13 protein-coding genes are annotated in these 12908 nt (G+C 68.7%); 5 read left to right on the top strand and 8 right to left on the bottom strand.

Annotated elements, in window-relative coordinates; translation table 11 throughout:
- Positions 1-129 precede the first annotated feature (129 nt).
- From maiA to HXX10_RS13035, 3 genes are all read right to left on the bottom strand, one after another.
- Positions 130-783, bottom strand: coding sequence for a maleylacetoacetate isomerase (maiA, locus tag HXX10_RS13045; protein WP_296522886.1), 654 nt, complete (start codon positions 781-783; stop codon positions 130-132).
- A gap of 96 nt (positions 784-879) precedes the next feature.
- Complete coding sequence (locus HXX10_RS13040) at positions 880-1323, bottom strand: heme-binding protein (RefSeq protein ID WP_296522741.1); 444 nt, start codon at positions 1321-1323, stop codon at positions 880-882.
- Positions 1324-1401: 78 nt separating this feature from the next.
- The gene (locus HXX10_RS13035) at positions 1402-1725 is read right to left on the bottom strand and encodes a hypothetical protein (RefSeq protein ID WP_296522740.1); all 324 of its coding nucleotides are present in this window, start codon (positions 1723-1725) and stop codon (positions 1402-1404) included.
- On the opposite strand from HXX10_RS13035, the gene HXX10_RS13030 reads away from it, so the two are divergent.
- From HXX10_RS13030 to HXX10_RS13015, 4 genes are all read left to right on the top strand, one after another.
- Positions 1724-2635: an NAD(P)-dependent oxidoreductase gene (locus HXX10_RS13030; RefSeq protein WP_296522739.1), complete on the top strand. Its 912-nt coding sequence runs from the start codon at positions 1724-1726 to the stop codon at positions 2633-2635. The two genes, HXX10_RS13035 and HXX10_RS13030, sit on opposite strands and share 2 nt — an antisense overlap.
- A 225-nt stretch (positions 2636-2860) precedes the next feature.
- Positions 2861-4741 (top strand): CocE/NonD family hydrolase, encoded by a 1881-nt coding sequence (locus tag HXX10_RS13025; RefSeq protein ID WP_296522737.1) that lies wholly within the window; start codon positions 2861-2863, stop codon positions 4739-4741.
- A gap of 282 nt (positions 4742-5023) precedes the next feature.
- The gene (locus HXX10_RS13020) at positions 5024-5464 is read left to right on the top strand and encodes an FKBP-type peptidyl-prolyl cis-trans isomerase (protein WP_296522736.1); all 441 of its coding nucleotides are present in this window, start codon (positions 5024-5026) and stop codon (positions 5462-5464) included.
- A gap of 408 nt (positions 5465-5872) precedes the next feature.
- Positions 5873-6937, top strand: coding sequence for an amidohydrolase family protein (locus HXX10_RS13015; RefSeq protein ID WP_296522735.1), 1065 nt, complete (start codon positions 5873-5875; stop codon positions 6935-6937).
- Between the two features lie 183 nt (positions 6938-7120).
- Here the strand turns inward: HXX10_RS13015 and HXX10_RS13010 are convergent, their stop codons facing one another.
- The 5 genes from HXX10_RS13010 to HXX10_RS12990 form a co-directional block, all read right to left on the bottom strand.
- Positions 7121-7855: an ABC transporter ATP-binding protein gene (locus tag HXX10_RS13010; RefSeq protein ID WP_296522734.1), complete on the bottom strand. Its 735-nt coding sequence runs from the start codon at positions 7853-7855 to the stop codon at positions 7121-7123.
- Positions 7845-8579 carry an ABC transporter ATP-binding protein gene (locus HXX10_RS13005; protein ID WP_296522733.1) on the bottom strand — a complete coding sequence of 245 codons (735 nt, stop codon included), beginning with the start codon at positions 8577-8579 and terminating at the stop codon, positions 7845-7847. Before HXX10_RS13005 ends, HXX10_RS13010 begins: the two co-directional genes overlap by 11 nt.
- Positions 8504-9526: a branched-chain amino acid ABC transporter permease gene (locus tag HXX10_RS13000; protein ID WP_296522732.1), complete on the bottom strand. Its 1023-nt coding sequence runs from the start codon at positions 9524-9526 to the stop codon at positions 8504-8506. The genes HXX10_RS13005 and HXX10_RS13000 overlap by 76 nt, the downstream gene beginning before the upstream one ends.
- A gap of 144 nt (positions 9527-9670) precedes the next feature.
- On the bottom strand, positions 9671-10543 hold the full coding sequence (locus HXX10_RS12995; protein WP_296522730.1) for a branched-chain amino acid ABC transporter permease: 873 nt from the start codon (positions 10541-10543) through the stop codon (positions 9671-9673).
- Positions 10544-11079: 536 nt separating this feature from the next.
- Positions 11080-11526 carry a hypothetical protein gene (locus tag HXX10_RS12990; protein WP_296522884.1) on the bottom strand — a complete coding sequence of 149 codons (447 nt, stop codon included), beginning with the start codon at positions 11524-11526 and terminating at the stop codon, positions 11080-11082.
- A 63-nt stretch (positions 11527-11589) separates the two neighbouring features.
- Between HXX10_RS12990 and HXX10_RS12985 the strand changes: the two genes are divergently transcribed.
- Positions 11590-12819, top strand: coding sequence for an FAD-dependent monooxygenase (locus HXX10_RS12985; RefSeq protein ID WP_296522729.1), 1230 nt, complete (start codon positions 11590-11592; stop codon positions 12817-12819).
- Positions 12820-12908 lie beyond the last annotated feature (89 nt).

Below are 12908 nucleotides of genomic sequence, written 5' to 3'. Positions count from 1 at the left end.
AGGCGACGCCCGCCCGGTCGGAGCGCGCTGACGCTTCGGCCGGGCGACGCGACGGGACGGGACTCTATCGAGGCGATTCGGTGAATTGAAGCCCCCGTTCCGGCATACGCCTCCCCTTGGAAACGCAACTCACGCGGTGGTCGGCGCGCCCGGTTGCCGCAGCGGGTGTGCGGTTGCGAAGGCCTCGATGGCGCTGCAGGCCTCGGCGATCCGCCGCACCGACGGATAGGGGGTGGTGTCGACCGAAAAGAAGCCGGCGCCGGCGACCTGGCTGACCAGGCAGATGTCGGCGAGCGACACGGCGTCGCCGTGGCAGAAGCGGCCGGTCCCGGCTTCCCCCGACAGGCGCCGTTCGAGGGCGCCGAGCGCCGTCGCGATCCAGTGGCGGCACCAGGCCGTGCGGGCCGCCTCCGGCACGCCCAGCTCGCGCTCCAGATACTCGCGCACGCGGGGCACCATCAGCGGATGGGCGTCGGCCGCGACCATCAAGGCGAGGCTGCGAACGCGGGCGCGGCCGCGCGGATCGGCCGGCAGCAGCGGCGGGTCGGGCCGCGTCTCGTCCAGATACTCGATGATGGCGAGCGACTGGACGAGCGGCGGCCCGTCGCCGTCGACCAGGGTCGGCAGGGCGTGCATCGGATTGACGGCGTCGTAGGCGGCGCCGTGCTGGTCGCCCTTGGTCAGGTCGATCGTCACCACCTCGTCGGGCGTCACACCCTTGAGGGCGAGCGCGATGCGGACCCGATGGGTGGCGAGCGAGCGCCAGAACGAATAGAGCTTTATCGACATGGGATCCTCCCTGATATTATTTGATATTTATTGTTATTTGCACGCAGTCTTCACCTCTCCCCGCTCGCGGGGAGAGGGAAGAACCGAGCGTTACGCCTTCGCGCCGCCGGTGTCGGGCGTCAGGCCGATCGCCTTGATGCCGGCGACGGCACAGACCTCGTCACGGTCCGAGGTGTCGCCCGAGATGCCGACGGCACCGACCACATGGCCGGCCTTATCGCGGATCAGCACGCCCGACGGCACCGGAACCACGCGGCCGCCGCTCGCCGCCATCAGGGCGTTGACGAAGGCCGGATTGACCTTCGCCCGCTCGACATAGCCGCGCGAGCCGAAGCCCATGCCGAGCGCGCCCCAGGCCTTCCCGAACGCCACCTCGAACCGCATGATGCCCGAGCCGTCCTCGCGCTTGACCGCGACCACGTGGCCGCCGGCGTCGAGCACCACGACGGTGAGCGGGTCGCACGCCGTCTCCCGTCCCTTCGCCAGCGCCGTGTCGACGATGATGCTCGCCTGCGACAATCCGACCGATGTCATGTGTCCTCCATGTGATCGCGATGCCGTGTGATCGCGATGCCGTGTGATCGCGATGCGGTGTGATCGCGATGCGTTTCGTCACCGCGCCCGAATCTCGTCGCTTGCACGCACGCCGCGCTGTTGCAGCGCACTGCGTCCTGGCCGCGCCTCGTCGGCGGCCCGCGTGCAGGAGATCATACAGTGTATCGAGAGGCGGGAGCGCGGACGCCGCATTGTGCGGACGGCACGATAGGCGATCGCTACACGCATAGAAAGGTCCCTTGAAAGCACGCTGACCGAGCGTATAGCGTCGAGGCGGCAGTTTTCGACGATCCCCGACACGATCCCCGACACGATCATCGTCACCATCATCGTCACCCAAGCGACATCCTCGACACTCGACACAGGACTGGAGAAGACCATGGCGGCTCGGTCGAAAGGCGCGGTCGGAATCATCGGCCTCGGCATCATGGGCGGCGCGTTCGCCAAGAACCTGGTCGCATCGGGCTGGCGCGTCACCGGCTACGACATCGACCCGGCCCGCCGCCGCACCATGGCGCGCGCCGGCGTCATCATCGCGCCGGACGTCGCCGCAGCCGTCGCGGCGGCGCCCGCCGTGATCACCAGCCTGCCGAGCCCGCAGGCGCTGCGCGACGTCGTCGACGCGATCGTCGCGGCGAAGCTCTCGCCGCGCATCATCGCCGAGGCGTCGACCTTCACGATCGAGGACAAGGTCGCGGCCGAGAAGGCGCTGCGCAAGGCCGGCCACACGCTGCTCGACACGCCGATGAGCGGCACCGGCGGCCAGGCCGCCGTCAAGGATCTGGTGGTGCTGGCCTCGGGCGACACCAAGGCGATCAAGACGATCCGGCCGATGCTGGAGGGCTTCTCGCGGGTCGTCTACGACCTCGGGGTGTTCGGCAACGGCAGCCGCATGAAGTACGTCGCCAACCTTCTGGTCGCCATCCACAACGTGGCGAGCGCCGAGGCCATGGTGCTGGCCATGAAGGCCGGGCTCGATCCCAAGCTGGTGGTCGAGGTGATCAAGGCGGGCGCCGGCACGTCGCGCATGTTCGAGGCGCGTGCCCCCATGATGGCGAACGACAAGTACGAGCCGCCGACCATGAAGATCAAGACGTGGCAGAAGGACATGGACGTGATCGGCGCGTTCGCCGACAGCCTCGGGGTGCCGACCCCGACCTTCAACGCCACCATGCCGATCTACGCGGCGGCGCGCTCGATGGGCCTCGGCATGCTCGACACCGGCGCGGTCTGCACCGTGCTGGAGGGCCTGGCCGGGGTGAAGCGGAGCAAGAAGCCGCGCAAAAAGTGAGGGGCGGCGTTATCGAACCGTCTCGCTCCGCCCTCACCCTGAGGAGCCCGCGCAGCGGGCGTCTCGAAGGGCGAGGGCGGGCACCGCAGGGGCCACATGGTTCGAGACGCGGCCGTCGGCCTCTCCTCACCATGAGGGGAAAGTCAATGCACTGACGCGCCGGCACGAGCAACGGTCGACGAGACACAACAAGCGTCCGCGACAAAGACCAAACGGGAGAGAAACATGGACACCAAGCCCGATACCAAACTCGACACCAAGTCGGACGCAGCGATCGTCGCGAAGAGCGAAACGCGGGACGGCATGCAGGTCGACTGGAACGTGCCGATCGTCATGGACGACGGGCTCGTGCTGCGGGCCGACGTCTTTCGTCCGGAAAAGCCGGGGCGTTACCCGGTGATCCTGAGCTACGGGCCCTACGCCAAGGGCCTCGCCTTCCAGGACGGCTATCCGAGCGCGTGGAACCGGATGGCGGAGAAGCATCCGGACGTCACGGCCGGCTCGTCGAACCTCTACCAGAGCTGGGAGGTGGTCGACCCGGAGAAATGGGTGCCGCACGACTATGTCTGCGTGCGGGTCGACTCGCGCGGCTGCGGCTGCTCGCCCGGCTACATCGACCACTGGTCGCCGCGCGAGACCAAGGACTTTCACGACTGCATCGAATGGGCCGCCGCGCAGGACTGGTCGAGCGGCAAGGTCGGCCTCTCCGGCATCTCCTACTACGCCATCAACCAGTGGCACGTCGCCGGCCTGCAGCCGCCGCATCTCGCCGCCATGTGCATCTGGGAGGGCTGCGCCGACTTCTACCGCGAGATGACGCATCACGGCGGCATCCTCTGCACGTTCGCCAAGAACTGGTACGACATGCAGGTGAAGACCGTGCAGTACGGGCTCGGCAAGCGCGGCGCCAAGAGCCGCGCCACCGGCGAGCCGGTGTGTGGGCCGGAGGAGCTGTCCAAGAAGGAGCTGGAGCAGAACCGCTGCGACTTCGGCGCCGAGATCGCCGCGCATCCGCTCGACGACGACTATCACAAGGCCCGTTCGGCCGTGTGGGAGAAGGTGACGGTGCCGTTCCTCTCGGCCGCCAACTGGGGCGGGCAACCGCTGCATCCACGCGGCAATTTCGAAGGATTCTTCCGCGCCAAGTCGAAGGACAAGTGGCTCGAGGTGCACGGCATCGAGCACTGGACGCACTTCTACACCGACTACGGCCGCGCACTGCAGCTCAAATTCTTCGACCATTTCCTGCACGGCAAGGACAACGGCTGGCGCGACCAGCCGCCGGTGTTCCTGCAGGTGCGCCATGTCGACAAGTTCGTCCCGCGCGCCGAGACGGAATGGCCGCTCGCCCGCACCAAGTGGACGCGGCTGCATCTCGACTTCGCCACCGGCTCGCTGACGCGCGAGCCCTCCGGCACGACCGGCCGGGTGAGCTTTTCGGCGCTCGGCGACGGCGTCACGTTCCTCACCGCGCCGTTCGCCGACGAGGTCGAGATCACCGGGCCGATGGCGGCCAAGCTGTTCGTCTCCTCGACCACGGAGGACGCCGACCTGTTCCTGGTGGTGCGGGTGTTCTCCCCCGACATGACCGAGGTGACGTTCCAGGGTGCCATCGATCCGCACACGCCGGTGGCGCAGGGCTGGCTGCGCGCCTCCCACCGCAAGCTCGACCGCAAGCTCTCCGAGCCGTGGCGGCCCTATCACAGCCACGACCAGAAGCAGCCGCTGACGCCCGACGAGATGGTCGAGCTCGACATCGAGGTGTGGCCGACCTCGATCGTGATCCCGGCCGGCTATCGGCTCGGCCTCACGGTGCGGGGCAAGGACTATGTCTGGCCGGGCGGCAGCGGCGGCAAGCTGTCCAACTTCAAGAACGAGCTGACCGGCTGCGGGCCGTTCCTGCACGACGACCCGGACGACCGGCCGGCCGAAATTTTCGGCGGCACCACGACGCTGCACGTCACCCCGACGCGGCAATCGTGGCTGCTGGTGCCGGTCATCCCGGCGCCGGCCGGCGCAGCCGCACGGGTGGAGTCGCCCGTGGCCGGCGTCGTCAGCCCGGTGCAGGGCGTGAGCGGACGAGGCTCACCCGTGCGCGGGCGGTGAGCCAAAAGCCCTCTCCCCGCGCGCGGGGAGAGGGTGGCGCGATCGAGCGCAGCGAGATCGAGCCGGGTGAGGGGGCGCCGCCCCGGCGCAGAGACTTGCGGTGACGCCCCCTCACCCGGAGTTCGCGCTGATCGCGCGGACCCCGACCTCTCCCCGCAAGCGGGGAGAGGTGAAGGCGCGCCCGGCGCCAATTCCCTCCTCCGTCCCGACCTGTTCCCCGCTCCGCCGCGACGGTGTAGCCTGCGGCCGGGAGCCGCCGGAGGCGGCAGGAGGGACGACACCATGCACCGGAGCGGAACCGCCGTGGCGCTCTGCGCGCTGCTCGCGCTGGCGGCCTGCGCCAGCGGGTCGGACGGGCCGGCGCCCGAAGCCACGGCGCCGCCAGCCGCCGCTGCGCCGGGCGCCGGGCTCAACAGCCAGGATCTGAAGGTCGGCACCGGGGCGGAGGCGCGCGCCGGCCAGCGCGTGCGGGTGAACTACACCGGCAAGCTGACCAACGGCACCACCTTCGACTCCTCGATCGGCCGGTCGCCCTTCGTCTTCACGCTCGGCGGCGGCCAGGTGATCAAGGGCTGGGACCAGGGCGTCGCCGGCATGAAGGTCGGCGGCAAGCGCCGCCTCACCATCCCGCCCGAGCTCGGCTACGGCGCCGCCGGCTCGCCGCCCAAGATTCCGCCGAACAGCGTTCTGGTGTTCGAGATCGACCTTTTGGGGATCGAGTAGCCGACGGCGTCACTCCGAGACCGTCATTCCGGGACGTGCGCGTGAGCGCGCGGGCCCGGAATCCATAGCCCCGGTGCTGAATGCTCTCGCAACACAGGGGATATGGGTTCCGGGCTCGCTGCTGCGCAGCGCCGCGGAACGACCAAGTCCATGCTGCGATAAATGCGCCCCAGCACCGTCGCGCGCGTGGATTGTGAGGCGGCGCGAAGGCTTCTATACAGAGCACGGGTCACGGTCGCGTTCCGCCGGCGGTTTTTCGCGGGCATGCGACCGACGGCCACGGCAGGCGGTTCGGCGAGCCCGGTCTTGTCTCGCTCCTCCCCGCATCGGGCAGCTTCCGCCCCGCCCTGTCTGCTTTCCACGTCTGTTTTCAAAGACAGCAGTCAGCAAACGAGAAGGAGTCGCCTCATGGCGAACGATTGGAACCGTTACGGCCCCAGCGCGGCGCGCCCGCAGGGCCGCCCCGGCCGCGAGGTCCGACCGAAGAGCGTCACCATCGACATCCACTCCCACGTCGCGGTGCCGCGGGCGGCCGAGTTCACCAAGCCGCATCTCGACTGGTCGACCATCCCGCTCGCCCATTTCGCGACGCCGGAGACCAAGGCGCTCAACCAGAGGCAGGACGCCGAGCGCCAGCCGCAGATGACCGGCTTCAAGGAACGGCTCGCCGATCTCGACGCCATGGGGCTCGATCTCCAGGTGATCATGTGCCCGCCGCCCCAGTGCTACTACACGGTGCCGCTGGACATCGCCGTGCCGGCGAGCCGCATGGTCAACGAGGGCCTGTCCGAATACGCCGCCAAAAATCCCGACCGCTATCTGGTGTTCGGCACCGTGCCGCTCCAGAACGGCGAGGAGGCGGCCAAGGAGCTCGAGCATTGCATGACGCGGCTCGGCCACAAGGGCGTCCAGATTCTCACCAACGTGGCCGGCAAGGAGCTGTCGGATCCGGCGTTTGCGGCATTCTGGAAGAAGGCCGAGGAGCTCGGCGCCGTGGTGCTGCTGCATCCCAACGGCTTCACCGAAGGCCAGCGGCTGACCCGCTACTACTTCAACAACGTCATCGGCAATCCGTTCGAGACCACGATGGCGCTGCACTATCTGATCTTCGACGGCGTCTTGGAGCGGCATCCGAACCTGAAGATCGTCGCGGTGCACGGCGGCGGGTACCTCGCCGCCTATTCGGGCCGCATCGACCATGCCTGGGGCGCGCGCGCCGACACCCACGGCACGCTGCCGAACCCGCCGACCAGCTACCTGAAGAAGATCTATGTCGACTCGGTGGTGTTCACGCCACATCAGCTCCGCGCGCTGGTCGAGGTGTTCGGCCCGGATCACGTCATCCTCGGCACCGACTATCCCTACGACATGGCCGAGTACGAGCCGGTGGAGCACATCGTCTCGTCCGGCTTCGACGCCGACACGGTGGCGAAGATCTGCGGCGGCAACTCGAAGACGCTCCTGGGGATCTGAACCGACAGTGCCACACAGTCGGTCATTCCGGGGCGCGGGTCGAAGACCCGCGAGCCCGGAATCCATACTCCCGGTGTCGGCGACCCACGATCGACAGGGGTTATGGGTTCCGGGCTCGGCGCTAAGCGCCGCCCCGGAACGACTGGCGCGGTGCACGGCGACGCATTTCAGAGTCCCCCACCTTCACAGCCCCAGATAGAACTTCCGGATCAGCTCGTTGTTGTTGAGCTCGTCGGCCGACTTGCCCTCGAAGGCGATGCGGCCGTGGACGATGACGTAGCCGCGGTCGGCGATGCGCAGCGCCTGGGTGAAGTTCTGCTCGGCCATCAGAACGGTGAGGCCGTAGCGCTCCTTCAGCTCCTTGATCGTGTCGACCGTCCGGCTGACCAGCACGGGGGCGAGGCCGACCGACGGCTCGTCGACGATGAGGATCTTCGGCGCCAGCATCAGGGCGCGGCCGAGCGCCAGCATCTGCTGCTCGCCGCCGCTCATGGAGCCGGCGAGCTGGCGCCGCCGCTCGGCGAGCCGCGGGAACGCCTCGTAGCAGAAGGCGAGGTTGTCAGCGAGCGCCGCGCGCGCCTTCTTGCGGAAGGCGCCGAGCAGCAGGTTCTCCTCGACCGAGAGGCGCGGAAACAACCGCCTCCCCTCCGGCACCAGGGCGATGCCGAGATCGACGATCTCGACCGTGGTCAGCCCGGCGAGGTCGTGCGCCGTGCCGTCGATCGTCACGGCGATGCGGCCCTTCAGCGGCTTCAACAGCCCCATGATGCATTTGATCAGGGTGCTCTTGCCGTTGCCGTTGGTGCCGAGCAGCACCACGGTCTCCCCGGCCCGCACGTCGAGCGACACGTCCTCGAGCACCCGCACGGACCCATAGGCGGCGTCGACGCCCTCGATCCTGATGCTGCTACTGGCCAAGATACGCCCTCTCCACCTCGGGATGGCGCACCACCTCGGCCGGCGGGCCGTCGGCGATCTTCCGGCCCGACACCAGCACGACGAGCCGCTGCGAGAACTGCATCACGGCCTTCATGATGTGCTCGATCAGGATCACGGTGATGCCGGTCTCGTTGAGCCGGATCAGCAGCGCGACGATGTCCTCGACCTCCGAATTGGAGAGGCCGGCCATCGCCTCGTCGGCGATCAGCAGGGTCGGCTCCGCCGCCATGGCGCGGCCGAGCTCGAGCTTGCGCATGTCCACCTGGGTGAGATCGCGGGGAAAATGGCGGGCGCGGTCGGTGAGCGCCATCGCCTCCAAGACCTCGGCGATGCGGTCCGTGATCTCGCGCTCGCCGAGATGGCGCCCGCGCCGGCTCGCGGCGGCATAGAGCAGCGGCACCCGGATGTTGTCGGCGACGGACAAGCTGGCGAACGGCCGCGGGAGCTGGAAGCTGCGGGCGAGGCCGCGCCGCGTGCGCTCGTGCGGCTTCAGGCCGGCGAGATCGCGGCCCTCGAACCGCACCGTGCCGGTCTCGTGCACCAGCGTGCCCGAGAGGCAGTTCACCAGCGTGCTCTTGCCGGAGCCGTTCGGGCCGATCAAGCCGACCCGCTCGCCTCTCGCGATCGTCAGGCTGACGGAGTCGAGGGCGATGAAGCCGCCGAACCGCTTGCCGACGCCGTCGACTTCGAGGAGGGTCGCCATGATGTCCTGTTCCGTCCAAAGAACCTCTGCCACAGGCCGACGATGCCGTTCGGCGCGACGATGACGAAGCCGACCAGCAGCAGGCCGACGATGAGGAGATTGACGGCCGACGAGATCGTCACGGTGGCGATCTGCTGCAGCGAGCCGAGCAGCACGGCACCGATCAGCGGGCCGGCCCAGCTCGTGGTACCGCCGATCATCGGCATCGCGATGGCATTGACCGCATAGGGCAGCCCGAAGGCAGAGGCCGGCTCGATATAGCCGATATAGGAGGGGAACGGCGCCCCGGCCATGCCCATGAAGGCGCCCGAGATGGTGGTGGCGATCAGCTTGAGGCGCAGCGTCGGCACGCCGTTGGCCTCGGCGGCGAGCTCGTCGTCGCGGATCGCGGCGAAGCCGTAGCCGAGCCGCGAGCACTCGATGGCGCGCGCTGCGATCAGCGACAGCGCGGCGAGCGCCAGCATGATCAGAAACAGATACTCGATGTAGCTCAGGCCGGCGATCGGGCCAGCCGGCGGGCGGAGAATGTAGGCGCCGCGCGAGCCGCCGACGTAGTGCCAGTTGACCACCACGGTCTGCAGCACGACGGCGAGCGCCAGCGTCGCGATCGAGAAGAAGGCGCCGCGCAGCCGCAACGTCAGATAGCCCATGCCGAAGCCGAGCAGGCCGGCCACCGCGCCTGCGACCACGACCATCACCGGCACGGGCAGCGGGAAGGCCTTGTGCAGGAACACCGACGTGTAGGCCCCGACCGCAAAGAACGCCGCCGTGCCGAAGTTCACGTAGCCGGTGTAGCCGCCCAGAATGTTCCAGGCCGTCGCCAGCACGACGAACTGCAACACCGTGTAGCCGGCGAACAGCAGATAGTCGCTGCGCAACAGCAGCGCGGCCGCGAACACGGCGGCGGCGACCAGACTGACGACGAGGATGAAGAGGCTGTTGCGCATGTCAGCGTCCCTGAAATGCGTTCCAGCGGGATCGGATCGTTCCGCTCGTCCCCGCGAAAGCGGGGACCCAGGGCTTGACGCACCTGGATTCCCGCTTTCGCGGGAATGAGCGGAGCGTCGTGGGGAAATTTCGACGGATCATGCCTACCGTCCGAACAGGCCGGCGGGCCGCACCGCCAGGGTGATCAGCAGAAGCCCGAAGCCGACGGCGGGCGCCCAGGACGGGCCGTAGAAGGTCGCGGTGAGGCTCTCGACCACGCCGAGCAGCATGGCACCGATCAGCGTGCCGGGCAGGCTGCCGAGCCCGCCGAGGACGCAGATGGCGAACACCCGGCCGATATATTCGCGCCCGATCGACGGCTCGATCGGCTGGATGACGATCAGGAAGGCGCCCGCCATGGCGCAGGTGGCGATCGACGCCGCAAACGCGATGCGGCGGATGCGCACCGGATCGCAGGCCATGAGCTGCAGCGCGAGCTGGTCCTGCGCCACCGCCATCACGGCGCGGCCGACGAAGGTCTTTGTGAGAAGAAGCTGCAGCACCGCCAGCATCAGGAGCGAGACGAGGCACGGCACCAGCATGCGCAGCGGGATCTGCACGATGCCGAGATCGAGCGACCGGTCCATGTAGACGGCCTGGACGTAGCGGTAGTCGACCCCGAAGGCGAGGATCAGGCCGACCTCGGTGATGAACAGGAGGCCGAAGAAGAAGGCGAGGCCGCGCAGCGAATCCTGCCCGCGCTGCTCGAACGAGAGATAGTAGATCTGATAGATGGCGGCGCCGAGCACATAGAACAGCGGCAGCGCCAGCACGCCGACCACGATCGGATCGATGCCGAAGGCGGCATTGGCCAGATACGCCACGTAGGAGCCGAGGATGATGAAGGCCGGGTGCGCGATGTTGACGATGTCGAGAATGCCGAACGAGATCGAGATGCCGACCGTCACGGCCGCGTAGAAGCCGCCGAGCAGCAGCCCGGCCAGCAGGGCGTTCAGCACCAGATCGAGCTCGACCATGAACTCCTCGAGGCAGGGCCCGGCAGACGACGGGAGGGCAAAGACGAAAGATCGCGATGGAGAGCGTCATCGAAAGCTTTTGCCGCCGGACGGAGCCGGCGGCGACACGCGCGCCATCGAGCGAAAGCGCGCGACGTCGAACCATATCGGCAATGATGCGTGGTGCGATGCGCCGGACGGCGCCGTGGTCTCCTCTCCCGAACGTCATCCTCGCCGCCCCGATCTTGCGCCGGAGCTTGTCGTTTGCTTGGCCCGAGTGTGCAGGAAGGCGCGGGCGTTGGCTAGAGTGGTTTTGATGCAGAGCGCTGGCGGCCGGACTCGGCGCTTTCACCTCTCCCCGGCGGCAGGCTTTGCAGAAGTCACTTCCGTCGTCCCGGGGCGGCGCAAAGCGCCGAGCCCGGGACCCATAGCCCCGGTAGTTCGAGAGCAATGGGCGCCGGGCGTATGGATTCCGGGCTCGCGAACCGTCGGTTCGCGCCCCGGAATGACGAGGTCTTCAAAGCCCCACCCCCAGCCGGAAGAGCGTCCGTGTCACGTCAAGCCGCCACCGCCTCGCGGCGGACGCCGGCGGGAATCGGCAGCGGCGGGTTGGCGCTGTTCAGCGTCTCCACCGTCATGAACACCATCTCGGTGGTGCCGATGTTCTCCAGGTCGTGCACCTTGAACTCGCCCGGGCCGTAGGTCTCGTGCCGCGTCTCGCCCGGCTGGTAGTCGTACTCCACCGTGGTGCCGTCCATCAGATGCTGGCGGCCGCGGCTCGCCGTCACGGCGGTCCAGAAATAGTCGAGGACGTGGCGATGGAAGCCGACGCGCTCGCCGGGGGCGAGGCGGAGCATCCACACCCGCAGCGTATCGGTCTCGGAGACGAGCTCGTGGCCGACGCACCCGTTGGGCGCCTTCGCCTCGCGCTCGAATTCCTGGCGGATGCTCGTCGGCCAGGCCGAGGTGTCGACGGCGGCAGCCTTCTTGTCCAGCATGGACATTGCGCTCATGGGGGTCCTCCGCATTATACGAACTAGATATAACAACGAGACCGGGAGGGGGGAATGCGCGACCCATCGCGACGGCGCGGCCGCCGCGCCCTGATCGTCGGCGGCTCGATGAGCGGGCTCCTCGGCGGTCTGCTGCTGCGGTCGCGCGGCTGGGACGTCGACGTCTACGAGCGGGTGGCGAGCGAACTCTCCGGGCGCGGCGCCGGCATCGTGGCCCAGGCCGACCTGATTGCCCGCATCGCCGCGCTCGGGCTCGACACAAGCGGGCTCGGGGTGGAGATCACCACGCGGCAGATCGTCGAGCAGGACGGGCGCGTCGCCGGCCGGCTCGCCTGCGCCCAGACCCTGACGGCGTGGGAGCGCCTGTGGCGCCTGCTGCGCGACGCCTTTCCGCCCGCCCATTACCACCGCGGCCGGGCGCTGGCCGGCTTCGAGCAGAGCGAGGCCGGCGTCGTCCTGCGCTTCGCCGACGGCGGCACCGAATCCGGCGACCTCCTGGTCGGCGCCGACGGCATCCGCTCGACGGTGCGGCACATCTGCGATCCCGGGATCGTGCCGGTCTATGCCGGCTATGTCGCCTGGCGCAGCCTGATCGCCGAATCAGCCTTCCCGCCCGACGCCCACGCGGCGCTGTTCGACTACATGACGTTCTGCCTGCCGCCCGGCGAGCAATTTCTCGGCTATCCGGTGGCGGGCCCCGACGACGACCTGCGGCCAGGCCACCGGCGCTACAACGTGGTCTGGTACCGGCCTGCCGACGAAACGGGCGCGCTGCAGGAGCTGCTCACCGACCAGACCGGCACCACGCACACGATCTCGATCCCGCCGCCGCTGATCCGCCGCGCCGCCATCGCGGCGCTGATGGCCGACGCGCGGCGCCTGCTGGCGCCGCAGCTCGCCGACCTGGTCGCCCTGATGGACGAGCCGATCCTGCAGCCGATCTACGATCTCGAGGCCCGAAAGCTCGCCTTCGGGCGGGTGGCGATCGTCGGCGACGCCGCCTGCGTGGCGCGTCCGCATGTCGCCGCCGGGGTCGCCAAGGCGGCGGACGATGCCGCCGCGCTGGCCGAGGCGGTCGCCGAGGCCGACGACATCGCCGGGGCGCTGCGCGGCTTCGAGGCGGCGCGGCTGCCCGTCAATGCCCGCATCGTCCGGCACGCCCGCCATCTCGGCGCCTATCTGCAGGCCGCGCAGACCGCCGAGGAGGCGGCGCGCTCGCGCCGGCACGGCATTCCGCAGGCCGTGATGGCGGAAACCGCAGTGCTGGATTTTCTGCATGCGTGAGCCGGGTTCCGGGTAATCAGCCCGGATCAAAACAACTGATACGGTTTCCGGGTGATCAGCTCGGATTTATGATGTCTGACCACCAATGG

The organism is Rhodoplanes sp., from assembly GCF_013377085.1.
Taxonomy (GTDB): Bacteria; Pseudomonadota; Alphaproteobacteria; order Rhizobiales; family Xanthobacteraceae; genus Rhodoplanes.
This window is presented reverse-complemented; position numbering and strand designations above follow the sequence as displayed.

Excerpts from the sequence above, each read along its gene's own strand:
- HXX10_RS13040 (WP_296522741.1), bottom strand. The coding sequence starts at position 1,323 with ATGACATCGGTCGGATTGTCGCAGGCGAGCATCATCGTCGACACGGCG.
- HXX10_RS13030 (WP_296522739.1), top strand. The coding sequence starts at position 1,724 with ATGGCGGCTCGGTCGAAAGGCGCGGTCGGAATCATCGGCCTCGGCATC.
- HXX10_RS13035 (WP_296522740.1), bottom strand. The coding sequence starts at position 1,725 with ATGGTCTTCTCCAGTCCTGTGTCGAGTGTCGAGGATGTCGCTTGGGTG.
- HXX10_RS13025 (WP_296522737.1), top strand. The coding sequence starts at position 2,861 with ATGGACACCAAGCCCGATACCAAACTCGACACCAAGTCGGACGCAGCG.
- HXX10_RS13020 (WP_296522736.1), top strand. The coding sequence starts at position 5,024 with ATGCACCGGAGCGGAACCGCCGTGGCGCTCTGCGCGCTGCTCGCGCTG.
- HXX10_RS13015 (WP_296522735.1), top strand. The coding sequence starts at position 5,873 with ATGGCGAACGATTGGAACCGTTACGGCCCCAGCGCGGCGCGCCCGCAG.
- HXX10_RS13005 (WP_296522733.1), bottom strand. The coding sequence starts at position 8,579 with ATGGCGACCCTCCTCGAAGTCGACGGCGTCGGCAAGCGGTTCGGCGGC.
- HXX10_RS13000 (WP_296522732.1), bottom strand. The coding sequence starts at position 9,526 with ATGCGCAACAGCCTCTTCATCCTCGTCGTCAGTCTGGTCGCCGCCGCC.
- HXX10_RS12995 (WP_296522730.1), bottom strand. The coding sequence starts at position 10,543 with ATGGTCGAGCTCGATCTGGTGCTGAACGCCCTGCTGGCCGGGCTGCTG.
- HXX10_RS12990 (WP_296522884.1), bottom strand. The coding sequence starts at position 11,526 with ATGTCCATGCTGGACAAGAAGGCTGCCGCCGTCGACACCTCGGCCTGG.
- HXX10_RS12985 (WP_296522729.1), top strand. The coding sequence starts at position 11,590 with ATGCGCGACCCATCGCGACGGCGCGGCCGCCGCGCCCTGATCGTCGGC.